This is a genomic window from Burkholderia sp. IMCC1007 (assembly GCF_027257875.1).
Classification (GTDB): domain Bacteria; phylum Pseudomonadota; class Gammaproteobacteria; order Burkholderiales; family Burkholderiaceae; genus Burkholderia.
Genome location: NZ_JAPVQY010000057.1, coordinates 1 through 24,298 on the forward strand (window position 1 = coordinate 1; position 24,298 = coordinate 24,298).

Here is a 24,298-nt window from a genome sequence, read left to right on the forward strand (position 1 = left end):
CGCGCCGGTGGCCGCGAGCCTGCCGCCGATCCGGCGTCCGCACCGGCCGCGCCGGCCCGCCAGCGACGCGCAGCCGGCTGCCACCGCGCCGCGCGACGACAACTACCGTGCGACGGCCGCCGCGAAAGCGGCGACCGCCGGCACCGCTCATTAACGGAGAAAGGCATGCACTTCGACAAGCGCGCCTGGCTCGACAAGATCAAGCAGATGTTCGCGGGCTTCGACCGCCCGCTCGCCCTCATCGTGTTCCTGCTGATGTGCGTGGGCATCGTCACGCTGTACAGCGCGGCGATCGACATGCCGGGCCGCGTCGAGGATCAACTGCGCAACATCATGCTGACGTTCGTGCTGATGTGGGTGATCGCCAACATCCCGCCCACGACGCTGATGCGCTTCGCGGTCCCGCTCTATACGTTCGGGGTCGCGCTGCTGGTCGCCGTCGCGCTGTTCGGGATGACCAAGAAGGGTGCGAAGCGCTGGCTGAACGTCGGCGTCGTGATCCAGCCGTCCGAAATCCTCAAGATCGCGACACCGCTGATGCTCGCGTGGTACTACCAGCGTCGCGAAGGCGGCTTGCGCTGGTACGACTTCGTCGCCGCGTTCGGAATCCTGCTGGTGCCGGTCGGCCTGATCGCGAAGCAGCCCGACCTCGGCACGGGCCTGCTCGTGTTCGCGGCCGGCTTCTTCGTGATCTATCTCGCGGGCCTGTCGTTCAAGCTGATCGTGCCGGTGCTGGTCGCGGGCGTGATCGCGGTCGGCTCGATCGCCGTGTTCGAGGAGCGCATCTGCCAGCCCGAAGTGCAGTGGCCGCTGATGCACGACTACCAGAAGCATCGCGTGTGCACGCTGCTCGACCCGACCTCCGACCCGCTCGGCAAGGGCTTCCACACGATCCAGGCCGTGATCGCGATCGGCTCGGGCGGCGCGCTCGGCAAGGGCTACCTGAAGGGCACGCAGGCACACCTCGAGTTCATTCCGGAAAAACACACCGACTTCATCTTCGCGGTGTTCTCGGAAGAATGGGGGCTCGCCGGCGGCCTCGTGCTGCTGACGCTCTACATGGCGCTGATCGCGCGCGGGCTCTATATCGCCGCGCAGGGCGCGACGCTGTTCGGCCGCTTGCTCGCGGGCTCGCTCACGCTCGCGTTCTTCGTCTATGCGTTCGTCAACATCGGGATGGTGAGCGGCGTGCTGCCGGTCGTCGGCGTGCCGTTGCCGTTCATGAGCTACGGCGGCACCGCGCTCACGACGCTCGGCATCGCGATCGGGATGATCATGAGCGTCGGACGACAGCGGCGGCTGATGAAGACCTGACGACGCCGCGCGGCACGCAGCCGCCGGCTGTCGCGGCAATGGAAAAACGGCGCCCGGCGCCGTTTTTCGTTGGGCGGATCGAAACCGAACGCACGCACGCCGTGCGGCGCCCGCTCATTGCGGCGTCGCGCGCGGGCTCCCGTGGTCCGCACCGGCGCCCGATGCCGACCCCTGCGCCTTCAGCCGCGCGCTCAGCTCGTTGAACTTCAGCTCGGCCGTCTCGTCGCCCTGCGCGGCCGCCGCCGCGTAATACGCGCGCGCGATGTTCAGGTTCTGCGTGACGCCGTCGCCGCCGCGCTCGTAGAACGACGCGGTCACGTACTGCGCGGTCGGCTCGCCGGCATCCGCCGCGAGCTTGTACCACGTGAACGCCTGCCGGTTGTCGCGCGGCGTGCCGCGCCCGTCGAGGAACTGGTTCGCGAGCGACAGCTCCGCCTGCACATGCCCCTGCTTCGCCGCCCGCAGAAACCAGCGGTGCGCTTCGGCCGGGTTGCGCGACACGAACTCGCCGTCGTCGAACATCCGCCCGTATACGTACTGCGCATGCGACATGTTCGCGTTGGCCGCGCGCCTGAGCCAGCGCAGCCCTTCCTCGACGTTCGCGGTCACGCCGACGCCGGTGATCAGCATCATCGCGTAATTGAACTGCGCGAGCCGGTCGCCACGCTCCGCCGCGTCGTGGAACTGCACGAGCGCCGCGCGATAGTCGCCGGCGTTGTAGTCGGCGACCGCCGATTGCGTCTCGTGCGCCGGATCCGGTTTCGCGTGCGGCGCATTCTGCGCGGCCACGGCCGCACACACGGCCCACAGCCCGAGCATCGCGCCGATCCGCCCGTGCGCCGCGATCGCACCGGCCGCACGCCGCGCGCATACGCCACCCGCGCCATCGTCGGCATTCATGATCGCACCTCCTGCAGTGCCTGCCGCGTCGCGCGCAGCAGCCACGTCACGTCGGCCGACAGCGTGATCATCCGGTAGCCGGCCTCGCGGTACTGGCGTGCGCTCGCCGTATCGCCCGCGAAGATGCCCACCGCGACGCCGGCCTGCCTGCCGGCCGCGAGCACGCGCGCCATCGCGGTTTCGACGTCGGGGTGGCGGCTGTCGCCGAGATGCCCGAGGCTCGCCGCGAGATCGGCCGGCCCGATGAACAGGCAGTCGACACCGGGCGTCGCGGCGATCCGCTCGACTTCATCGACGCCGCGCGCCGATTCGATCTGCACGATCACCGCGACCTGCGCGTTCGCCGTCAGCAGGTAATCGCGGCGCATCCCGAATGCGGCTGCGCGCACCATCCCGGCGACGCCACGCAGGCCGTCCGGGGAATCGGGCGACGGAAAGCGAGTGAGCCGCACCGCGTGCGCGGCGTCGTCGGGCGTCTCGACACAAGGAAACATCAGCGTGCGCGCGCCGGCGTCGAGCGCGCGCTTCACGAGCCACGGCTCGCGCCCCGGCACGCGCACGACGGGCTCGCTCGGCAGATGCGCGGCAGCCAGCGCACGCAGCTGCGATGCGACGTCGCGACTGTCGTTCGGCGCATGCTCCATGTCGATGCAGAGCCAGTCGTAGCCGGCGTGCGCGAGCGCTTCCGCGGCCGAGTCGCAGCCGAGCGACAGCCACAGGCCGTACAGCGGCTCGTCGCCGTCATGCAGACGTTGCTTGAGGGAATTGGTGAGCGTGCTCATCGATACGGCCTCCGGGCGGACAGGCAATCGAACGGAACAGGCAACAAGGAAGACGGCCGGGCGGCGACGCCCGATCGCGCGGCGCGATGCACCGGCACGCCACGCAACGATCATAGCGCGCCGTCGGGCGGAATGTGGGAAGACGCGTGAAGCGGGCCCGAGCGGGCGCCGCGTGGCTGGCAACCGCCGGCCGGCCGCAGCGCGCGTGCGCGGGCCGGCGCTGCGGGATCAGCGGGCCGGTTCGCGCTCGACGTCGGCCCAGCAGTTCGGCGTTTCGTACAGGCGCACGCGCTCCAGACGCAGGTTCACGCCGTAGTGCGCGTCGTACACGTTCGCGAGGATGTCGAACGCGATCGCCGCGAGGTTCTCGACGGTCGGGATCCGGTCGATCACGACGGTCTTGTGGTCGGCCATCTGCTCGAGGAACGAGCGCACGACTTCGTCGCGCGCATAGACCAGGAACGCATGATCCCACTTGTTGACGAGGTGCTCGACCGCGAGCGCCTTCACGTCGGCGAAATCCATCACCATGCCGCGGTCGGGCGCCCCCTCGGTATCGACGAGATCGCCGCGCAGCGTGACTTCGAGCACGTAGCGATGGCCGTGCAGGTTCCTGCACTGGCTGCGGTGATCGGGAATGCGGTGGCCCGCGTCGAATTCGAGTTTTCGGGTAATCAGCACGATGTCAAAGGCCGTGGCTCAGGGAATGTTCAGATATTTGTGGGTCTGCATCGACAGCCGCCATTGCGGATGCCGCTTGCACCAGTCGATCGCGAGCTTGGTGTTGAGGTCGCGCGACGGGCCGTCCATCGGCTGCACCAGAAAATACTCGAAGTCGAGCTTCGCGTAGTCGGCGAGCCGCTGGTTGTCCTGCGGAATCACGACCTTCAGTTCGTTGCCCTTCGTGACGACGAGCGGCGCGTCGGCCTTCGGGCTCACGCAGATCCAGTCGATCGTGTCGAGCACCGGCAGCGAGCCGTTGGTCTCGATCGCGATCTCGAAGCCCGCCGCATGCAGTGCGTCGACGAGCGGCTGGTCGAGCTGCAGCATCGGCTCGCCGCCCGTGCAGACGACGAAGCGATGCGCTTCGCCGTTCGGCCACAGGCCGGCGATCGTCGCGACGAGCGCTTCGGCGTCCTTGAACTTGCCGCCGTTCTCGCCGTCGGTGCCGACGAAGTCGGTATCGCAGAAGCGGCACACGGCGTCCGCACGATCCTCTTCGCGGCCCGACCACAGATTGCAGCCGGCGAACCGGCAAAACACGGCCGGCCGGCCCGCATTCGCGCCCTCGCCCTGCAACGTGTAGAAAATTTCCTTGACCGCGTAAGTCATCGTGCTTCGTCCGGCTCGCGCCGCTCGTTGTCGATCAGAATCGGTTATCGATGAAGCGCTGCCGGCGCATGTGCGTCACAGCGGCGCTTCGGTCACCCGCTCGCCCTTCAGGTAAGCCTCGTAGCCGCGCTTGCGCAGCTTGCAGGCCGGGCACTCGCCGCAGCCGAAGCCCCAGTCGTGCAGTTCCGCGCGCTCGCCCACGTAGCACGTGTGCGTCTCGACGCGGATCAGCTCGACGAGCGCGTCGCCGCCGAGTTGTTCGGCCAGTTGCCAGGTCTGCGCCTTGTCGAGCCACATCAGCGGCGTCTCGAGCACCATGCGCGTATCCATGCCGAGATTGAGCGCGACCTGCAGCGCCTTCATCGTGTCGTCGCGGCAGTCGGGATAGCCCGAAAAATCGGTCTCGCACATCCCGCCGACCAGCACGCGCAGCCCGCGGCGATAGGCGATCGCCGCGGCGATCGTCATGAACATCAGGTTGCGGCCCGGCACGAACGTGTTCGGCAGGCCGTTCGCCGTCGTCTCGATCTCGATCGTGCGCGTCATCGCCGTATCGCTGATCGCACCGAGCACCGACAGGTCGATCATGTGATCGTCGCCGAGCCGGTCCGACCACGCGGGAAACTTGCGCTTCAGCGCTTCGCGCACGCCTTCGCGACATTCGAGTTCGACGCGGTGGCGCTGGCCGTAATCGAAGCCGAGCGTCTCGACCGTCTGATAGCGTTCCAGGGCCCAGGCCACACACGTGGCCGAGTCCTGCCCGCCGGAAAACAACACGAGCGCGCCGTCTTTAGCGTCTGTCCGAATCACCGTGATACTCCGTGAATGTGTAGGCTCGCGTCGCGCTGCGCGCCGGGGCCGACTGCCGCCGGGCGGCCCGACGCGTGCCGGCCTGCGCCGGCTCGACCAGTATAGGCAGCGCGGTCGGCCGCGAACGCGGCGCAGCGCTTATACCGCCCATCGCGCGGCATCGTTGCCGCGCGTCACGGCGGCGCCTGCGGGCAGCCCTGCCGTGCGCATGAAGCGATGCGCTAAGTCATTGAGCGGGCACGGATTTTATCACGCCCCTGAAAATGCTGCCGGGCATGCCTTCCACGACACGCAATACCCACCACAAACGAAAAACCCCAAGAACCTTCCGATTCTTGGGGTTTTAAATGCTGGTGGCCTGGGACGGAATCGAACCATCGACACGCGGATTTTCAATCCGCTGCTCTACCAACTGAGCTACCGGGCCAACGAAGAATGAAAGTATATCGAGCCCTCAGCACTTGTGCAAGCGTTTTGACGAAATATTTTTATGCGGCGCCTTCCGACGGCTTCTTGCCGAGCTCGACGCCGAGCTGCTTGAGCTTGCGATACAGGTGCGTGCGCTCGAGGCCCGTCTTCTCCGCGACGCGCGTCATGCTGCCGTTCTCGCGCGCGAGGTGATACTCGAAGTAAGCGCGCTCGAACGCGTCGCGCGCTTCACGCAACGGGATGTCGAACGGGATCGCGGCCGTCTGGCCCGCGAGGCCGAGTGCCGCGGCCATGTCGTCGCCGAGCGTCGGCAATGCCGCCGCGGACGCCACCGCTGCCGGGCCCGCGGCCTGGCCGGCGCCGCCCTTCAGCGCCGCGTTGGCGGACACGGGCGCCGCGCCGCGCGCGAGACCGTGCTCGACCGACTTCAACAGCTTCTGCAGCGCGATCGGCTTCTCGAGGAAATCGAGTGCGCCGATCTTCGTCGCTTCGACAGCCGTGTCGATCGTCGCATGCCCGGACATCATGATCACGGGCATCGTCAACAGGCCCTGTGCCGCCCATTCCTTGAGCAGCGTGACGCCGTCGGTATCGGGCATCCAGATATCGAGCAGCACGAGATCGGGCGCCTGATTCAGACGGTACTCCCGCGCGGCCTGCGCGTTCTCCGCCGCCTCGACGACATGTCCTTCATCGCTGAGGATCTCCGAGAGCAATTCCCGGATGCCCATTTCATCATCTACCACCAGGATGGTTGCCATTTACGCTGCCTTTGTCTGCACACTTGCTTTTGTCTTGGCCGGGGCCGTCCCGCCCTGCGCGCCAGGTTCGGCGCCTGGCGTATCGCTCGCCATCTGCAGGAACAGGATCGACACCTGCGCACCCTCGACGGTCTCGCCGTGCATGCGATTGCGCAGATCGATCCGCGCGCCGTGCTCGTCGACGATTTTCTTGACCGTGGCCAACCCGAGCCCCGTGCCCTTCGCCTTCGTCGTGACGTAAGGCTCGAACGCGCGCGTCAGGATGCGTGCCGGAAAACCGGGCCCGTTGTCGGACACGGTTAGACGTACCGCGACGCGCGTTTTGCCCTCGGCGTCGGGATCGCCATATTCTACTGTCTTGGTTTCGATCAACACACGCGGATGCGCGACTTCCGCGACCGAATCCTGCGCGTTCTGCAGCAGGTTGTGAATCACCTGGCGCAATTGCGTCGCGTCGCCGCGAATCACCGGCAGCGACGGCGCGAGCTCGGCCGTGATCGCGCTCTTGCCTTCGCCGACGCCATACAGCCCGAGCACCTCGCTCGCCAGTTCGTTCAGTTGCAGGTTCGACAGCACCGCCGGCGGCGTGCGCGCGTACTCGCGGAAGTCGTCGACCATCCGCTTCATCGCGGCCACCTGGTTGACGATCATCGTCGCGCCGCGCTTGAGCACGTCCGCGTCGGGTGGCGCGAGCTTGTCGGACAGCTTCATCTGCAAGCGCTCGGCCGACAGCTGGATCGGCGTCAGCGGGTTCTTGATCTCGTGCGCGAGCCGGCGCGCGACTTCGCCCCACGCGACCGAACGCTGCGCGGAAATCACGTCGGAGATATCGTCGAACACGACGACGTAGCCGGACGTCTGCGGATCCTCGGCCTCGCCCTCGACCGTCGATACGAGCCGCGTGCCGCGCACGAGCAGCGTCAGCGGATCGGCTTCGCCCGGCACTTCGACCGCGAACTGCTGCTGCCAGTGACCGCGATCGCCGCTGCCGCCGTCGGATGCCGCCTCGCGATCGGCGAACGCCTTGCGCACCATCGCGCCGAATTCCGCCACGACGCCGATCCGGTCGAGCGCCGTGCCGATCATCGAGTTGAACGGCTGCCGGAAGATGCGCTCGGCGCCGCGGTTGGCCGTCGTCAGCCGGAACTGACGATCGAGCACGAACACGCCGGCCGTCAGGTTCGCGAGGATGCTCTCGAGATACGTCTTCGAATGCTCGAGCGCGACCCGGTTCTTCTCGACCGCGAGCCGCGCCTCGGACAGCTGGCGCGTCATCGCGTTGAACGACTGCGTGAGAAAGCCGAGCTCGTCGCGCGTCTTGATTTCGCGCTTCGGCGTGTAGTCGCCTTCCGTGATCTCCTTGGTGCCCTGCGCGAGCAGGAACAGCGGCCGCGCGAGCTGCTGGCCGAGCGCGAGCGCGAGCATCATCGCGATGAAGGTCGCGAGGAACAGCGCGAGCGTCAGCGTGCCGATGTACATCTTGCGCAGGCCCGTGCGGCCGAGCGATTTCTCCTGATACTCGCGATAGGCGCGCTGCACCGCGTCCGCGTTGTGCGCGAGCGCCGGCGGCACCGGTTGCGTGAGCTGCAGGAACCGCTCGGCCGGCTGCAGCAGCGACGTCGTCGCGTCGGGAATCGGCCGCACGACGCGCAGCCGCAACGCGCCCTTCGCGCCATGCGCCTGCGGGTCGCCGTCGACTTCGCCTTCGATCGCCGCATACACGCCGTGTTCGCGCGCCTGGCTCAGCATCAGCGGGGTCGGCAGGTCGTCCGGAATCAGCGCGGCGAAATTGCCCGATGCCTGCGCGACGATGTGCAGGTCGGGCGCGGCGCCCGAGCCGCCGCGGCTCGGCTCGACGATGGTCGCGTCCTGCACGCCGAACTGGTCGCGCAAGCGCAGCAGCGTGAGCGTCGTGCCGTTCGTGTTCGCATCGACGCTCGCGAGCTGGTCGGTCATCAGCCGCGCCTTCGTCTGCAGGTCGGACAGCGACGCGTCGAGCATCCCGCGGCCGAGGTTCAGGCCGGCCGTCAGCGCGGTCTCGACGTTCACGTCGAACCACGACTCGATACTGCGCGACACGAACTGGTACGACACGATGTAGATGATCCCGCCCGGCACCACGCCGACGAGCGCGAAGAACACCGCGAGCTTCGCGAGCAGCCGCGTGCCGAACTTGCCCTTCCTCAGGCGCACGACGATCATCCCGATCAGCCCGAGCACCACGAGCAGGAACACGAGCGCGACGACGATGTTCGTCGCGTACAGCCACGAGTAGTAGCGGTCGAAGAATTCGGTGTTCGCGCTCGCGGCCGCGAGCAGCACGAGCAGCAGCAGCGCGGTGATCGCGACGGTCGAGACGATCACGCGAATGAGGAGGCTCTTCCCGCTGGCCGCACGGCGCACTTTATTTAGCACGTTCGGTCACCGTGAAGTTGAAGCGCTTCCAGTCCGATCCGAGCGTCCAGTCGCGATTGTTCACCGCGTCGACTTGGAACGGCTTCGGCATCAGCGCGGTATCGAGCTGCATCCGCACCGACGCCATGTAGGTTTCACCGGCACGCACCTGGTTGCGGTCGATCACGTGCCACGACGTGATGTGCCTGACGACCGCGAGCGCGTCCTTCAGCGACGGGAAGCCGAGCTGCAGCCCGCCCGTCGACACGCGATATTCGCGGGTGAGCGGCTGGAACGACAGGCGGATCGTCTGCGACACCGACACCGGCTGCTCGTCGAACCAGTACCAGCGCGCGCGACTCAGTTCGAAGTCGGTCGTGAAGTAGAGCGGGATGCCCTTGTTGACCGCATCCTCGAGGTTCGGATTGAGCTCGAAATCGAAGCGGGCATCGAGGCTCCAGCCGCTTCCGTCGGCCTGCAGCGATGCACGCTGCACGGCGATCGATTCGGCATGCACCGGCCGAACGACAGTCAGGCACAGCGCAAGCGCGACCATCAGGACGGCTGCAAGCCGAAGTGGAAAAAGGTGTTTGATCGTCACCGTTTCTGAAACCGCGCGTAGAAGAATCCGTCGTGATCGGTGTTCTGGTCGAGTGCGCCGGCCGCCCCGCCGCGCACGCCGCCCGGCAGCAGTTGGCCGGGCGCGTCCAATCGTACCGCATCTTCACAGGCCGCTTCAAACCAGCGCGCCTGCAATTCGCCTTCTTCGGGAAAGATCGAACAGGTCACGTAAAGCAGTTCGCCGCCCGGCTTCACGAGCGGCCACAGCGCCGACAGGATGCGGCGTTGTTCCACGACGAGCGCCGCGATGTCGGCTTCGCGGCGCAGCCAGCGGATATCGGGATGGCGACGCACGATGCCGGACGCCGAGCACGGCACGTCGGCGAGGATGCGATCGAACGGACGACCGTCGTACCATGCTTGCGGCGCGCCCGCATCGCCGACGCGCACGTCCGCCGTGAGCGACAGCCGCGCGAGATTCTCGCCGATGCGCGCCGCGCGCGTCGCATCGCTCTCCAGCGCAACGACTTCCGCGTCCGCCAGCTCGAGGATATGACCGGTCTTGCCGCCCGGTGCCGCGCACGCGTCGAGCACGCGCATGCCGTCGCGCGCACCGAGCCATTCGGCCGCGAGCTGCGCGCCGGCATCCTGCACCGACACGACGCCGTCGGCGAAACCCGGAATGCGGTCGACCGGCAACGCCGACGCGAGCCGCACCGCATGGCGGCCGATCGCGGTCGCTTCGATCCCGCTGGCGCGCAGCGTGTCGAGATACGCGTCGACGCTCGCGCGGCGAGCGTTCACGCGCAGCGTCAGCGGCCCCTGGCGCTCGCCGGCCTCGAGGATCGCCTGCCACGTGTCGGGCCATGCGCGCTTCACCGCGTCGACCCACCAGGTACGGTAATTCCAGCGCGCAACCGGATCGCCCTGCAGCGCCGCGACGAGCGCATCGCGCTCGCGCAGGAAACGTCGCAGCACCGCGTTGACCAAGCCCTTCGCGAATGCGTATTCGCGTCGGCCGCCGATTACCGTCACGGCCTGGTCGACGATCGTGAACGCCGGATACGCCGCTGCGTCCTCCGGATCGAGCAGCAACGCGAGCGCGCCGGCAAGCACCGCATGCACATGCGCGGGCGGCGCCTTGCTGACGAGCTTGCCGATCAGCCAGTCCGCCGTGCCCAGACGACGCATCGTCCGGTACGCGACGTCCTGCGTCGCGCCGCGCGCCAGCGCCTGCGCGCCGTCCGGCATCTGCGCGAACACCGCGGCGAGTGCCGCCGGCAGCGCGGTGCCGCGCCGCACCGCATCGACTGCCTGCGCGGCCGCGTCGAGCGCGAAGCCGAGCGAATCGGGCGCGAGGTGCAGCGCGGACAGGCGCGCAGGGCGGCCGGCGGTAGACGGGGCAGAGGAACGGGTTCGTGTCATCGGAGCAAAATCGGCAAACGGGGCGCGGCAGCCGGCGAGGCCTCTACGGCCGCGTAGCCGCGCGATCCCAAACCGCGCATTGTATCGCGCGGTCCATGCGGCCCCTTTACGGGGCGCGCAAATGAAACGCCCCGCAGCGCGGGGCGTGCGGGGCGATGCGTGGAGTGCGACGCGGCTTAGTCGAAACGGCCGGTGCGCGCCATCTCCATCAGGCGCGCGATGCGCTCCTCGGTGGCCGGGTGCGTGGAGAACAGGTTCTGCAGGCCGCCGCCGTGCAGCGGATTCATGATCATCATCTGCGCGGTGGCCGGATGCGCTTCAGCCGCCTGGAACGGGATGCCGGCCGCATAGCGATGGATCTTGTCGAGCGCGGTGGCGAGCGACTGCGGATCGCCGGAGATCTGCGCGCCGCCGCGGTCGGCTTCGAATTCCCGCGCACGCGAGATCGCCATCTGGATCAGCGCGCCGGCGATCGGTGCGAGCAGCGCGACCGCGATCCCGGCGATCGGATTGGCCGGCCGGCCGTTCTCGTCGCGACCGCCGAAGAACATCGCGAAATTGGCCAGCGCCGAAATCGCGCCCGCCATCGTCGCGGTGATCGTCGAGATCAGGATGTCGCGGTGCTTCACGTGCGCGAGTTCGTGCGCCATCACGCCGCGCATTTCGCGCTCGGACAGCACGCGCAGGATGCCCGTCGTCGCGGCAACCGCCGCGTGCTCGGGATTGCGGCCGGTAGCGAATGCGTTCGGCGCATCTTCGTTGATCAGGTAGACGCGCGGCATCGGCAGGTTCGCGCGCGTGGCCAGCTCGCGCACCATCCGGTAGAACTGCGGCGCCGTGTTCTCGTCGACTTCCTGCGCGTTGTACATGCGCAGCACCATCTTGTCGGAGAACCAGTACGAGAAGAAGTTCATGCCGAGCGCGAACAACAGCGCGATCGTCATGCCGCGCGAGCCGCCGATCATGCCGCCGATCACGATGAACAGGGCCGTGATCCCGGCCATCAGCATTGCCGTTTTGACCCAATTGAACATACCCACTCCTTATCCGTCAGGGGACCACCGCACATCAGCAGGTGCGGCGAGAAATTGTAAGCGATTTGTTAGATAAGGTCTTGCCGGAAAAATTCAATCTCAGCGTTGCGACGCCGCCAGCCGCAGGCCGAGGCCGACGAACGCGCTGCCGACCGTGCGGTCGAGCCACTTCTTGACGCCCGGCTTGCCGGAAAAGCGCTGCGTGACGCTGCCGGCGACCCATGCGACGACGCTGGTCCAGATGGTGCTCATCACGACGAACACCGACCCGAGGGCCAGGAACGCCAGTGCCTTGTGCGGGCTGTCGGCCGACACGAACTGCGGGAAGAACGACACGAAGAACAGCACGACCTTCGGATTCAGCACGTTGGTCCAGAAACCCTGCATGAACAGCTGGCGCAGCGGTTTCGCGGCAGTGACCTGCGCATCGGCATTCGCCGGCGCGGCCGCCTGCTTCGTGACGATCATCCGCACGCCGAGGTAGATCAGGTAGGCGGCACCGACCAGCTTGATCACCGTGAACGCGGTGGCTGACGCCGCGAGCAGCGCGGTCAGACCGAATGCGCACGCGAGCGCGTGCACGCAGCAGCCGGCCGAGATGCCGAGCGCCGACATCAGCCCCGCGCCGCGGCCCTGCGCAACGCTGCGGCCGACGATATACGCGGTATCCGGGCCGGGCGTGACGTTCAGCAGGAAAACCGCGAGCACGAAGAAGCCGAAATGGGTGATGCCAAGCATGAAAACCTCAAAACCGAAAAGCGCAGGGAAATTCTACGCGCGCCTGACGCGCCGCGCGACTCGGCCATCCGGCCGCTTGTGCGCGGCCGCCACGCCGTGTCGAATGGCGCTCAGGCCGCGTCGGGCAACGTGAAGCGCTGGCCGGCAGCGAGCGGCGATCCGGCCAGGAATTCGCGCGCGGGCAGCCGCTTGCCGCCCGGCTTCTGCAATTGCGTCACGCGCAGCGCGCCGCTGCCGCAGGCGACGATCACGCCTTCCGGTGCGGCTTCGACGATCGTGCCGGGCGCCGCGTCGCCGCGTGCTGCCACGGCCTCGGCCGCCCACAGCTTGATTGGCGCGCCGTCGAGCGTCGCGACGCCGCCCGGGAACGGATCGAACGCGCGCACCTGGCGCGCGAGCACGTCGGCCGGCTTGCGCCAGTCGAGCGCCGCCTCGTGCTTGCCGATCTTCTCCGCGTAGGTCACGCCGTCGGCCGGCTGCGGTGTGGCGGGCAACGCACCGTCACGCTCCAGCCGCACGAGCGCGTCGACGATCAGCCGCGCGCCGTCGGCGGCCAGCCGGTCGTGCAGCGTCGCGGTCGTATCGTCGGGTGCGATCGCGATGCGCGCTTCGTCGATCATCGCGCCGGTGTCGAGGCCGACATCCATCTGCATCAGCGTGACGCCCGTGTCGGCGTCGCCCGCCTCGATCGCGCGGTGGATCGGCGCGGCGCCGCGCCAGCGCGGCAGCAGCGACGCATGGATATTGATGCAGCCGGCGCGCGGGATATCGAGCACTTCCTGCGGCAGCAGCAGCCCGTATGCAGCGACCACCATCACGTCGTGCGGGGTCGTGCGCAGCAGCTCGATCGCGTCGGCCGCTTCCTGCGGGTACTTGCCCGAGCGGCGCAGCGACGGCGGCTGCGCGACGGGCATCCCATGCTCGACGGCATAGCGCTTCACCGCGCTCGCCTGCAGCTTCATCCCGCGCCCGGCGGGGCGATCGGGCTGGGTGAGCACGAGCGGCACCGGAAAACCGGCCTCGTGGATCGCGGCAAGTGCGGCCGCGGCGAATTCCGGCGTGCCGGCAAAAATCACGCGCAACGTATGGGTCATGACAGCGTTCGGGAGAGCTTGGCGAACACGCGTCACATCGCGCGTTCGAGTTTCTTCATCTTCGTCTTGATGCGCGTCTGCTTCAGCGGCGACAGATATTCGACGAACACGCGCCCCATCAGGTGATCCATCTCGTGCTGCACGCACACGGCCAGCAGGCCCTCGCAGTCGAGCTCGAAAGTTTCGCCCTGCTCGTTGAGCGCACGCACGCGCACGTGGTCGGGACGCTCGACTTCGTCGTAGATGCCGGGCACCGACAGGCAGCCTTCCTCGTACACCTGCTTGACGTCGCTCGACCAGACGATCTCGGGATTGATGAACGCGCGCAGCTCGTTCTTGTCCTCGGACACGTCGATCACGATCACACGCTCGTGCACGTCGACCTGCGTGGCTGCCAGGCCGATGCCCGGCGCTGCGTACATGGTTTCGGCCATGTCGGCGACGAGCTTGCGGATCCGGTCGTCGACCTTGTCGACGGGCTTGGCGACCTTGTGCAGCCGCTTGTCGGGGTAATGAAGAATGTTCAGCAATGCCATGGTGTTCGGTATTCGGTGGAGCGGCGTGCCGCATCGGCCATCCGGCCGGCTGGCGCCGCCGCCGGGATGCAATGAAGATGAGGCGAACGCGCGGCATATCAATGCCGCGGGTCAAGCCTCCTGCAATCGGCCGGACGCCTGCGCGCGCGGCCCTGTCGAGTATTTCGGATGATGAAAATTTTATCATGGCGCGACGTCGTTCGCTGGTCGTCGCGTTCGAAGGGAACCTCATGTCGCCGCAAGCGCTGACCCCATCCGCGCTGCGCGCGTGGCTGCAACTCGCGCATGCGCCGGGCCTCGCCCCGCCCGTGCTGCAGGTTCTGCTCGATGCATTCGGCACGCCCGCGGCGCTGCTGCGCGCGTCCGACGACGCAATCGTTGCGGCGAGCAGCGCCGCCGCCGCGCAGGCGGTACGCGCGAGCGAGCGGGACGATCTCGACGCGCGCACCGACGCCGCGCTCGCGTGGCTCGATGCGCCGGGCAACGTGATCGTCACGCTCAACGATCCCGCGTACCCGCCGCGGCTGCGCGACCTGCACGATCCGCCGCCGCTGCTATATGTAAAGGGCCGGCTCGATCTGCTGCACGCCCGCGGCCTTGCCGTGGTCGGCAGCCGCCACGCCACGCCGCAAGGGCTGGCCGACGCGACACACTTCGCCCACGCGCTGTCCGACGCGGGGCTCGCGATCGTTTCCGGCCTCGCGCTCGGCATCGACGCGGCCGCGCATCGCGGCGGGCTCGACGGCCGCTCGGGCACGATCGCGGTGATCGCGACCGGCGCCGATCTCGTCTACCCGGCGCGGCACCGTGCGCTCGCCCACGAAATCGCCGCACACGGCACGATCGTGTCGGAATGGCCGCTCGGCACGCCCGCGCGGGCGTCGCATTTCCCGCAGCGCAACCGGCTGATCGCCGCGCTCGGGCTCGGCGTGCTCGTCGTCGAAGCCGCGCCGCGCTCCGGTTCGCTGATCACGGCGCGGCTCGCGAACGAGCTGGGCCGCGACGTGTTCGCGATGCCCGGTTCGATCCACGCGCCGCTCGCGCAGGGCTGCCATGCGCTGATCCGCGACGGCGCGAAGCTCGCCGCGGCGCCGCTCGACGTACTCGAGGAATACGGGCTGGGTGAACCAACGGCTCATCCTCATACCGCCGACGGCGCAGCACGCGCCGAGAATTCGGGCGCAATCGCGGGCAACGGCGCTGAATCCGGCCATGCCGGCCGGCGCGCGGCCGCGCATCGGGCGCAAGCAGCGCCGGCCGATCCAGCGGCGGGAGGCCGGATCGAAGCCGCGCCGCCCGCGCTGCCGGAATCTCCGGCAGAACGATCGGTGCTCGCCGCGCTCGGATATGGCCCCGTTACTTACGAATGGCTCGCCGAGCACACCGGCCTGTCCGACGACGTGCTGCACGGCGTGCTGCTCGCGCTGGAACTGGCCGGCCGCATCGCGAGCGTCGCCGGCGGACGCTTCGCGCGGCTCGATGCGGCGCCCACCCCGCCTGCGTCCGGCGTGCTACATTCCCCCGCATAGGGGCGGCCGCGCCGCCAAAGACATCCAAGGAAATCCATGCCCGCGCTGAATCTCGACACCGACGCAGATCGGATCGCCGAGCGCCTCGCCGATCCCGACACGCTGCTGGTTGCCTGCCTGTGCGCCGAATGGTGCGGCACGTGCCGCGACTACCGGACGGCGTTCGACCAGCTCGCCGACGCCCATCCCGATGCCTGCTTCGCGTGGATCGACATTGAAACCCACGCCGACCAGCTCGATGATCTGGACGTCGAGAATTTCCCGACCATCCTGATCGAGGACGCCAACACCGCGCGCTTCTTCGGCACGGTGCTGCCGCACGCGGCGATCGTCGAACGGATGCTGTCCGACCTGACTGCGGTGCCCGGCACGCCGCACGCACCGAAATTGCGCAACGTGCTGAACGTCGAGGCGTGAACCGCGCCCGGCCGGGCGGCTTGTCGCGCCGTTGCGCGGGCCGCCGTGCCGGCCGCTTGCCGCCGTTGCAGCCCCCCTCTATGATGGGCCGCTTTTTGCACGCCGCGCCGCCGTCGCTGCGGCGTGTGCTATAAAGCCGTCGTAAAAGGGACCCACACCGGCGAACCCGGTCTACCAACATACACCTGTCATGTCCAAAGCACTGATCATTGCGGAAAAGCCTTCTGTCGCGAACGACATCGCGCGCGCTTTGGGCGGCTTTACCAAGCATGACGAATACTACGAGAGCGACGAATTCGTCCTTTCGTCCGCGGTCGGCCACCTGCTGGAAATTGCCGCCCCCGAAGAGTATGAGGTCAAGCGCGGCAAATGGAGCTTCGCTCATCTGCCCGTCATCCCTCCGCATTTCGACCTGAACCCGATCGCAAAAAGCGAATCGCGACTGAAGGTCCTCACCAAGCTGATGAAGCGCAAGGACGTCGATCGCCTGATCAACGCATGTGACGCGGGGCGCGAGGGCGAGCTGATTTTCCGCCTGATCGCGCAGCACGCGAAGGCGAAGCAGCCGGTCCAGCGCCTGTGGCTCCAGTCGATGACGCCGCAGGCGATCCGCGACGGCTTCGCGAACCTGCGCAGCGACAGCGACATGCAGCCGCTCGCCGACGCCGCACGCTGCCGGTCGGAAGCCGACTGGCTCGTCGGGATCAACGGCACCCGCGCGATGACTGCGTTCAACAGCAAGGGCGGCGGCTTCTTCCTGACGACCGTCGGGCGCGTTCAGACGCCAACGCTGTCGATCGTCGTCGAACGTGAAGAAAAAATCCGCCGCTTCGTCCCGCGCGACTACTGGGAAGTGAAGGCCGAGTTCGCGTGCGCAGCCGGCTTCTACGAAGGCAAGTGGTACGACCCGAAATTCAAGCGCGACGAATTCGATCCGGAAAAGCGCGACTCGCGCCTGTGGAGCCTGCCGGCCGCCGAAACCATCGTCGCCGCGTGCCGCGACCAGATCGGCACGGTGTCCGAGGAATCGAAGCCGTCGACGCAACTGTCGCCGCTGCTGTTCGACCTGACGAGCCTGCAGCGCGAGGCGAACGGGCGCTTCGGCTTCTCCGCGAAGAATACGCTCGGCCTCGCGCAGGCGCTGTATGAAAAGCACAAGGTGCTGACCTACCCGCGTACCGACGCGCGCGCGCTGCCGGAAGACTACCTGTCGACGGTGCAGTCCACGCTCGAGATGCTCAAGGAGAGCAACAACTATCTGCCGCATGCGAAGCAGGTGCTCGACAAGGGCTGGGTGAAGCCGAACAAGCGGATCTTCGACAACTCGAAGATCAGCGACCACTTTGCAATCATCCCGACGCTGCAGGCGCCGAAGTCGCTGTCCGAGCCGGAGCAGAAGCTGTACGACCTGGTCGTGAAGCGCTTCCTCGCGGTGTTCTTCCCGGCAGCCGAATTCCGCGTGACGACCCGGATCACCGAAGTCGCCGGGCATCACTTCAAGACCGAAGGCAAGGTGCTCGTCGAGCCGGGCTGGCTGCAGGTGTACGGCCGCGACGCGGAAGGCGCGGACGCGAACCTCGTGCCGGTGCAGAAGGACGAGAAGGTCAAGACCGACGAGATCGCCGCGGTCGCGCTCGTGACCAAGCCGCCCGCACGCTACTCGGAAGCGACGCTGCTGTCCGCAATGGAAGGCGCGGGCAAGCTGGTCGAGGACGACGAGCTGCGTGAAGCGATGGCCGCGAAGGGCCTCGGCACGCCGGCCACGCGCGCGGCCATCATCGAAGGCCTGCTCGGCGAGAAATACCTCGTGCGCGAAGGCCGCGAGCTGATCCCGACCGCGAAGGCATTCCAGCTGATGACGCTGCTGCGCGGGCTCGGCGTGAAGGAACTGACCGCGCCGGAGCTCACCGGCGAATGGGAATACAAGCTGTCGCAGATGGAGCGCGGCAACCTCGGGCGCGAAGCCTTCATGCAGGAAATCGCCCGCATGACGCAGCAGATCGTCAAGCGCGCGAAGGAATACGATTCCGACACGATCCCCGGCGATTACGCGACGCTCGAGACGCCGTGCCCGAACTGCGGCGGCCAGGTGAAGGAAAACTACCGCCGCTTCGCGTGCACGAAGTGCGAGTTCTCGATCTCGAAGATTCCGGGCAGCCGGCAGTTCGAGATCGCGGAAGTCGAAGAGCTGCTGCGGGAGAAGACCATCGGCCCGCTGTCCGGCTTCCGCAGCAAGATGGGCCGTCCGTTCTCGGCGATCCTCAAGCTCTCGTTCGACGACGAAACGAAGAACTACAAGCTCGAGTTCGACTTCGGCCAGGACCAGGGCGGCGAGGAAGGCGAAGCGCCGGACTTCTCCGCGCAGGAGCCGGTCGGCGCATGCCCGAAGTGCAAGGGCCGCGTGTTCGAGCACGGGATGAGCTATGTGTGTGAACACTCGGTCGCGAACCCGAAGACGTGCGACTTCCGCTCGGGCAAGGTGATCCTGCAGCAGGAAATCACGCGCGAACAGATGGCCAAGCTGCTCGCCGACGGCCGCACGGATCTGCTGCCGGGCTTCAAGTCGTCGCGCACCGGCCGCAACTTCAAGGCATTCCTCGTGAAGCAGCCGGACGGCAAGATCGGCTTCGAGTTCGAGAAGAAGGAGCCGAAGGCGGCAGCCGCGAAGAAGACGGCGAAATCGGCGACGAAGGACGCCGAAACCGTGACGGAAGGCGCCGAAGAGAAACCGGCACCGGCCCGCAAGACCGCCGCCCGCAAGACGACGGCGCGCAAGACGGGTTCGTAACCATGGCGACCTGAGCGCCGGGGCTGCCCCGGCGCATCGGGCATCGTCGCATGGCGTAAAAAAACGCGGATCGATCGCTCGATCCGCGTTTTTTCTTTGGGCCGACGGCAATCGCCGCCCGGCGACGCGCCGTTACAGCGGCGACGGCACCGCCACACGCGGGCGCGGCGAACGCGCGAGACGCGGCTGCAGGTTCGGGTCGGTCGACTCGGGCGGCTCGGCGCGCATTTCCACGCCGATCGGCGCAGGCGCCGCGCCTTGCGACGCCCATTGCTCGCCCATCGTCGCGTCGGTCGAGTGGCTGAAATGCTCGACCAGGTGGTCGATGAACGTGCGGACCTTCGCGGGCAGGTGACGCCGGCTCGGATACGCGATGTTGATCTCGACCTGCGGCAGCCGGAAATCCGGCAGCAGCCGCACCAGCGCGCCGCGCGCGATGTCGCCGCCGATCAGGTAGCTCGGCAGGATCGCGATACCCATGCCGAGCAGCGCGAACTGGCGCAGCATCGCAGTGTTGTTCGCGACGATCACGTTGGTCGGCCGCACGCGCACTTCGCCGTCCGGACCCGTAAACACGCGCTCGTCGCCCCAGTATTCGGTCGGCAGGCTGAGCGCCGGGTGCTCGATGAGCTGCTCCGGATGCGTCGGCACGCCGTGCTTTTCGAGATAGCTCGGTGTCGCGCACACCGTCATGCAGCCCGTGGTCAGCCGCCGCGTGACGATGCTTGCGCTGCGCATCTGGCGCGTGACGACGATGCCGACATCGAAACCTTCCTCGACGAGATCGACCTGGCGATCGACCAGCGTCAGATCCGGCACCACTTTCGGGAAATTCTCGGTGTACGACTGCAGCACGGGCGCGAGGTTATGCAGGCCGAATACGACCGGCGCGACGATGCGCAACGTGCCGACCGGCTCGTGGTTGCGCGCGACGACCATCTGTTCGACGTCCTCGAGCTCATCGAGAATCTGGCGCGCCCGCTCCAGATAGACCTGACCCGACTCCGTCAGCGAAAGGCTGCGCGTGGTGCGGTTCAGCAAACGCGTGCCGAGCCGGCCTTCGAGATCGGCGACGTGACGCGTCGCGACCGCGTTCGAGATATCCATTGCGCTCGCGGCCCGCGCGAAACTGCCGAGATCCGCAACCTTGACGAACACGCGCATCGACTGCAAATGATCCATAAACGACTCCTGCCGCTGTTACAACTTCAAAAAGTTGAAGCAAATGCGTAATTCTCCTACGACAGCGGAAAAGATGCAGAGTTGCCTAACGAGACCGCTAAACGAGATAAAAATAGTCAAAAATCCTCGCTGGTTGCGGATACTTGATCCAATTATTCTGATTGCAGCAACAATTGGGTGAACCTCGGCGGGGAAGTGGACGAATGAGGAAAGACGTGTTTGATGCGACACAGCAGCGCACCACGCGTCATCGCACGCAAGCAGCGCCGGATCAGGCCGGCGCCGATTGCGGCGGAGCGTAACAACCTGTTAAAAAGACACCACCGAGCACGCCGACGTAGCATCATGTCGGCCCCGGCCGGGCGGGACGGGTGCGCGACGTGCGCCGCCGCCACCGCTGCCGCCTTCTACGCGCGATTCCCGCTGACCATGAAAATTGCCATCCTCGACGACTACCAGGACGCCGTCCGCAAGCTGAACTGCTTCGAGATGCTTGCCGACCACGACGTGAAGGTCTTCAACAACACGGTGCGCGGCCTGGGACAGCTCGCGAGCCGTCTGGCGGAAGTCGAGGCGCTCGTGCTGATCCGCGAGCGCACGCCGATCACGTCGCAGCTGCTCGCGAAGCTGCCGAATCTGCGCATGATCAGCCAGACCGGCCGCATATCGAGCCACATCGACCTCGAAGCCTGTACCGACCGCGGCATCGCGGTGCTCGAAGGCACCGGCTCGCCGGTCGCGCCGGCCGAACTCACGTGGGCGCTCGTGATGGCCGCCCAGCGCCGCATTCCGCAATACGTCGCGAACCTGAAGCAGGGCGCATGGCAGCAGTCGGGCCTGAAGACGTCGGCGATGCCGCCGAACTTCGGCCTCGGCCAGGTGCTGCGCGGCCAGACGCTCGGCATCTGGGGCTACGGGAAGATCGGCCGGATCGTCGCCGGCTACGGCAAGGCCTTCGGGATGAACGTGCTGATCTGGGGCCGCGAGCATTCGCTCGAGGCCGCGCGCGCCGACGGCTACACGGCCGCCGACAGCCGCGAAGCGCTGTTCGAGCAGAGCGACGTGCTGTCGCTGCACCTGCGGATGCACGACGACACGCGCGGGATCGTCAAGCAGGAAGACCTGATGCGGATGAAGCCGACGTCGCTGCTCGTCAACACCAGCCGCGCGGAACTGCTCGAGGAAAACGCGCTCGTCAACGCGCTGTCGCACAACCGTCCGGGGATGGTCGCGATCGACGTGTTCGAGAGCGAGCCGATCCTGCAGGGCTACAGCCTGCTGCGGATGGAAAACGTGATCTGCACGCCGCACATCGGCTACGTCGAGCGCGAAAGCTACGAGCTCTACTTCAGCGCGGCGTTCAAGAACATCCTCGCGTTCGACCAGGGCGACATGTCCAGCGTCGCGAACCCGGAAGCGCTGACGCCGATCCGCAAGCGCTGATCCGCGCCGCGCGGGCCGTGCATATCGTGCGGCCCCGCTTCGCCGTTTGCCTCTTCAGGCGGCCACGCGGCCGCTCGTCAGCGCGTCGACGCGCGCAAGGAAATGCTCGCCGTCGCGCCGTCCGAGGTCGTACGCATGCCGCATCTGCGACGGACTCGTGTAATCCCAGCTCGAAATCGGCACCTTGCTCGACGGTTGCACGTACAACCGCCGCTGGTCGCCGTGCGCGACCGTGAACATCTGCGGGCGCGGATACAGCCGCGTGACGAGCACCAGCACGTCGCCCGGCGACGGGTCGAGCGCGTCGACCGGCACGTTGTCGACCATCCCGCCATCGAGCACGGGCCGCCCGCCGCGGCGCAGCACCGGCGTGAACGGCGGCGTGCACGACGACTGCAGGATCAGGTCGGCGAGTTCGTCGACGGTCGCACAGGCCTGCGCGCGCACGAACTCGGGACGAAAGCCGAGCGTGCGGCCGAGCGTCGGGTGCAGCGTCTTGCGCACGTACTTCTCGATGTTGTACGCGACGAGGCCCGCCGCGACCGCGCTGCGCGCGCCGAGCCAGCGCGGCACGTGCGACACGCCGATGCGGATCTCCGGTGCGTCGGCGAGCTGCGCGAACGGCTCGCCGTAGATGTCGAGCAGCGCCTGCCGGTAGATCCGGTAATGCGGAAACACGGGCTCGCGGCCGAACAGGTTGCCCCAGTACGCGTTCTTGCGGTTGTGGCGCAGTGCTTCCTCGTAATAGCGCATCACCCACGCGGCGTCGCGCGTATACAGCATGCAGGCGGTGGCCGCGCCGGCCGAGATGCCCGCGATCACGCGCGGGCGCAGCCCGAGCGCCGGCTGCGCGACGTCCCAGAAGCCGGCTTGCCACCAGCAGCGATTGCCGCCGCCCGCAAAGACGATCTGGTCGAACATCGCGCCGCTCAACCGACGAGCGCGTAGGTCGACGTCGCGTGGACGGCCATCTTGCCGTCCTCGTCGAAGAGCTCGACTTCCCCGAACACGAGGTTGCGACCCATCCGCAGCACGCGCGCGGTGACGAGCACGTCGCCCTTGCGCACCGGACGCATGAAGTTCGTGTTCAGCGAAACGGTCGTCATCGGCCGGAATTCGCCGAGGGCGGCCGAGATCGCGACCACCATCGCCGTGTCGGCCGCGGCCGTGAACACCTGGCCGCAGATGCTGCCGCCCGAATGGCGGAATTCGCCGGAAAACGGCAGACGCATCGTGACGGTGTCGTCGCCGATCGACACGGGGACCAGACCGAGCGAGCGGACCCATGGGGCCAGCAGGCGATCCAGCAATTCGCGGACTGCGTTTTCGTCCATCTTCGAATGCCCTGAAAGCGTTGCGCGACCGCCGCGCAACAGGTGGACGTCATCATACCGGGAGCGAGCCAACTGCGATGGCTCGTTAACCCGCCGACAGGCGCCGTTGTGGTGACGAAATATTTTGAAGAAATTTGCACAAAGGACTTGCCAAGGGTGAAATACCCGTGCATAATCTTTCTTCTGTTGGGGGGCGTTAGCTCAGTTGGTAGAGCAGCGGACTCTTAATCCGTAGGTCGAGTGTTCGAGTCACTCACGCCCCACCAGGAATTCCAAAGGCCGGTTAGCGCAAGCTAACCGGCCTTTTTCCATTTCCGTCGCGGCTTGCCCCACGCGCCTGCGTCGCGGTATGCCGTCGCACGCATCTCCCGCATCGTTTCCGCTAGAATCCCCCGACAAATATCACACGACCGGCACCGCGATCGCCGTATCGCTGCCGGCACTGAGAGAGCATGGGACGTCAAACATGGAATCATGTGCACGAGACGGGGCCATTCAGAGGGCATGGTCACGCCGGCAACGGCGCGCAGGTCGGCGCGCGCTCCCCATCCGACCGCATCCGGATCCGTCGCACGACGCGCGCAGCGAATCCGCTCATGCCGCGTAAGGACACGCTCGTTGCATTTGCACTCGGCATTGCGCTGCTCGCGCTCGCAGGTGCGCTCGCCGTCGCGGCCAGCAGCACGGCCGGCCAGCTGGTTCGCACACCCGGTACGGTCGTGCGCATCGTGCAGGACAGCGACGCGATGCGAGCATACCGGCCGATCGTCGCCTATCTCGCGAACGGCGGCCGGCGCCGCGAAGTCGCCGGCAATACCGCGTCGAGCGTCCCTGCGTACGACATCGGCGAAAGCGTCGACGTCCTGCTCGACCCCGCCGATCCCGAGCGCCCCGCCCGTGTCGACGATTTCGCGCAACGCTGGTTGCCAGCTGCCGTGCCTGCGCTGCTCGCCGTCGTGTCGCTCTCGATCGGCGGCCTGCTGTACGTGAACGAGCGTCGCAACCATCGATTCGACGCACTGCCACACCGAGCGACCGGCAAACCGGTGCGGCGCCGCTGGAACATCGCAGCCGTGTTGATTCCGATCGCGATCGGCACCGGGTTCCTGACCGGCGCCGGCGCCGCGGGCCTGCGCCAGTGGCAGATCGCCCATCGCTACGCACACTCGATTGGCCACGTCGTCGAGGTGGCCGGCACCGCACGCTCGTCGCTCCATTCGGCAATCGTCACGTTCACCACCGACAGCGGCCGCCCGATCACGTTCACACAAGGCCCGGCGTCATCGTCCCTGGGGCTGCATGAAGGCGACGCGGTCAACGTGCTGTACGACCCCGTCACGCCGGAACATGCGATCGTCGACCCGTTCTGGGATCGCTGGCGCGTCGCGGGCATCCTGTTCGCGATCGGTGCGCCGCTGTTCGTTGCCGGACTGTTCGTCGCCGCGAGGCTGTGGCCCGAGCATCGGCTGCACGACGTCATCGAATGACGCGTGCG

At 67.3% G+C, this 24,298-nt stretch carries 22 protein-coding genes and 2 tRNA genes; 7 read left to right on the plus strand and 17 right to left on the minus strand.

From position 1 onward, the window contains the following. Window positions 1–165 precede the first annotated feature (165 nt). On the plus strand, window positions 166–1,314 hold the full coding sequence (gene rodA / locus O1Q03_RS32330) for a rod shape-determining protein RodA (RefSeq protein WP_269508656.1): 1,149 nt from the start codon (window positions 166–168) through the stop codon (window positions 1,312–1,314). Window positions 1,315–1,428: 114 nt separating this feature from the next. On the opposite strand, the gene O1Q03_RS32335 is transcribed toward rodA, so the two are convergent. The 14 genes from O1Q03_RS32335 to def all read right to left on the minus strand — a co-directional run bounded on the left by O1Q03_RS32335 (window position 1,429) and on the right by def (window position 14,110). Continuing rightward, window positions 1,429–2,214, minus strand: coding sequence for a tetratricopeptide repeat protein (locus tag O1Q03_RS32335; RefSeq protein WP_269508659.1), 786 nt, complete (start codon window positions 2,212–2,214; stop codon window positions 1,429–1,431). After that, window positions 2,211–2,996, minus strand: coding sequence for an HpcH/HpaI aldolase family protein (locus O1Q03_RS32340; protein WP_269508661.1), 786 nt, complete (start codon window positions 2,994–2,996; stop codon window positions 2,211–2,213). The genes O1Q03_RS32335 and O1Q03_RS32340 overlap by 4 nt, the downstream gene beginning before the upstream one ends. Window positions 2,997–3,224: 228 nt before the next feature. Then, window positions 3,225–3,677 carry a 6-carboxytetrahydropterin synthase QueD gene (queD, locus tag O1Q03_RS32345; RefSeq protein ID WP_098550281.1) on the minus strand — a complete coding sequence of 151 codons (453 nt, stop codon included), beginning with the start codon at window positions 3,675–3,677 and terminating at the stop codon, window positions 3,225–3,227. Between the two features lie 18 nt (window positions 3,678–3,695). Then, complete coding sequence (gene queE / locus O1Q03_RS32350; RefSeq protein WP_269508664.1) at window positions 3,696–4,328, minus strand: 7-carboxy-7-deazaguanine synthase; 633 nt, start codon at window positions 4,326–4,328, stop codon at window positions 3,696–3,698. A gap of 75 nt (window positions 4,329–4,403) precedes the next feature. Next, window positions 4,404–5,138: a 7-cyano-7-deazaguanine synthase QueC gene (queC, locus tag O1Q03_RS32355; RefSeq protein WP_006495384.1), complete on the minus strand. Its 735-nt coding sequence runs from the start codon at window positions 5,136–5,138 to the stop codon at window positions 4,404–4,406. A 351-nt stretch (window positions 5,139–5,489) separates the two neighbouring features. Continuing rightward, window positions 5,490–5,565, minus strand: a tRNA-Phe gene (locus tag O1Q03_RS32360). Between the two features lie 61 nt (window positions 5,566–5,626). Beyond that, window positions 5,627–6,328, minus strand: coding sequence for a response regulator transcription factor EsaR (esaR, locus tag O1Q03_RS32365; RefSeq protein WP_269508666.1), 702 nt, complete (start codon window positions 6,326–6,328; stop codon window positions 5,627–5,629). Continuing rightward, a complete protein-coding gene (gene esaS / locus O1Q03_RS32370; protein WP_269508668.1) occupies window positions 6,329–8,743 on the minus strand; it encodes a sensor histidine kinase EsaS in 2,415 nt (804 codons plus the stop codon). Then, window positions 8,733–9,323: a DUF4390 domain-containing protein gene (locus O1Q03_RS32375; RefSeq protein ID WP_269508670.1), complete on the minus strand. Its 591-nt coding sequence runs from the start codon at window positions 9,321–9,323 to the stop codon at window positions 8,733–8,735. Before O1Q03_RS32375 ends, esaS begins: the two co-directional genes overlap by 11 nt. Next, window positions 9,320–10,708: a 16S rRNA (cytosine(967)-C(5))-methyltransferase RsmB gene (rsmB, locus tag O1Q03_RS32380; protein WP_269508673.1), complete on the minus strand. Its 1,389-nt coding sequence runs from the start codon at window positions 10,706–10,708 to the stop codon at window positions 9,320–9,322. Before rsmB ends, O1Q03_RS32375 begins: the two co-directional genes overlap by 4 nt. 176 nt (window positions 10,709–10,884) lie before the next feature. Then, window positions 10,885–11,742 carry a zinc metalloprotease HtpX gene (gene htpX, locus O1Q03_RS32385; RefSeq protein WP_014895693.1) on the minus strand — a complete coding sequence of 286 codons (858 nt, stop codon included), beginning with the start codon at window positions 11,740–11,742 and terminating at the stop codon, window positions 10,885–10,887. A 99-nt stretch (window positions 11,743–11,841) separates the two neighbouring features. Continuing rightward, window positions 11,842–12,480 (minus strand): LysE family translocator, encoded by a 639-nt coding sequence (locus tag O1Q03_RS32390; RefSeq protein ID WP_269508675.1) that lies wholly within the window; start codon window positions 12,478–12,480, stop codon window positions 11,842–11,844. Window positions 12,481–12,590: 110 nt separating this feature from the next. Beyond that, window positions 12,591–13,574 (minus strand): methionyl-tRNA formyltransferase, encoded by a 984-nt coding sequence (gene fmt / locus O1Q03_RS32395; RefSeq protein WP_269508678.1) that lies wholly within the window; start codon window positions 13,572–13,574, stop codon window positions 12,591–12,593. A 32-nt stretch (window positions 13,575–13,606) separates the two neighbouring features. Then, a complete protein-coding gene (def, locus tag O1Q03_RS32400) occupies window positions 13,607–14,110 on the minus strand; it encodes a peptide deformylase (protein ID WP_269508681.1) in 504 nt (167 codons plus the stop codon). Between the two features lie 71 nt (window positions 14,111–14,181). Here def and dprA point away from each other — a divergent pair, with 71 nt between their 5' ends. From dprA to O1Q03_RS32415, 3 genes are all read left to right on the plus strand, one after another. Beyond that, window positions 14,182–15,639, plus strand: coding sequence for a DNA-processing protein DprA (dprA, locus tag O1Q03_RS32405; RefSeq protein WP_442865894.1), 1,458 nt, complete (start codon window positions 14,182–14,184; stop codon window positions 15,637–15,639). Between the two features lie 36 nt (window positions 15,640–15,675). Beyond that, complete coding sequence (locus O1Q03_RS32410; protein WP_269508686.1) at window positions 15,676–16,056, plus strand: thioredoxin family protein; 381 nt, start codon at window positions 15,676–15,678, stop codon at window positions 16,054–16,056. Window positions 16,057–16,246: 190 nt separating this feature from the next. Beyond that, complete coding sequence (locus O1Q03_RS32415; RefSeq protein ID WP_269508689.1) at window positions 16,247–18,844, plus strand: DNA topoisomerase III; 2,598 nt, start codon at window positions 16,247–16,249, stop codon at window positions 18,842–18,844. A 132-nt stretch (window positions 18,845–18,976) separates the two neighbouring features. Here the strand turns inward: O1Q03_RS32415 and O1Q03_RS32420 are convergent, their stop codons facing one another. Beyond that, complete coding sequence (locus O1Q03_RS32420; RefSeq protein ID WP_269508692.1) at window positions 18,977–20,026, minus strand: LysR family transcriptional regulator; 1,050 nt, start codon at window positions 20,024–20,026, stop codon at window positions 18,977–18,979. Window positions 20,027–20,455: 429 nt separating this feature from the next. Between O1Q03_RS32420 and O1Q03_RS32425 the strand changes: the two genes are divergently transcribed. Further along, window positions 20,456–21,469, plus strand: coding sequence for a D-2-hydroxyacid dehydrogenase family protein (locus tag O1Q03_RS32425; protein WP_269508694.1), 1,014 nt, complete (start codon window positions 20,456–20,458; stop codon window positions 21,467–21,469). Window positions 21,470–21,523: 54 nt separating this feature from the next. On the opposite strand, the gene O1Q03_RS32430 is transcribed toward O1Q03_RS32425, so the two are convergent. Both O1Q03_RS32430 and O1Q03_RS32435 read right to left on the minus strand, forming a co-directional pair. After that, complete coding sequence (locus tag O1Q03_RS32430; protein WP_269508696.1) at window positions 21,524–22,390, minus strand: patatin-like phospholipase family protein; 867 nt, start codon at window positions 22,388–22,390, stop codon at window positions 21,524–21,526. 8 nt (window positions 22,391–22,398) lie between these two features. After that, complete coding sequence (locus O1Q03_RS32435) at window positions 22,399–22,803, minus strand: PaaI family thioesterase (protein ID WP_269508698.1); 405 nt, start codon at window positions 22,801–22,803, stop codon at window positions 22,399–22,401. 190 nt (window positions 22,804–22,993) lie between these two features. Between O1Q03_RS32435 and O1Q03_RS32440 the strand changes: the two genes are divergently transcribed. Beyond that, window positions 22,994–23,069: transfer RNA gene (locus tag O1Q03_RS32440), tRNA-Lys, on the plus strand. Between the two features lie 186 nt (window positions 23,070–23,255). Beyond that, the gene (locus O1Q03_RS32445; protein WP_269508701.1) at window positions 23,256–24,290 is read left to right on the plus strand and encodes a DUF3592 domain-containing protein; all 1,035 of its coding nucleotides are present in this window, start codon (window positions 23,256–23,258) and stop codon (window positions 24,288–24,290) included. The last annotated feature ends 8 nt before the right edge of the window (window positions 24,291–24,298 follow it).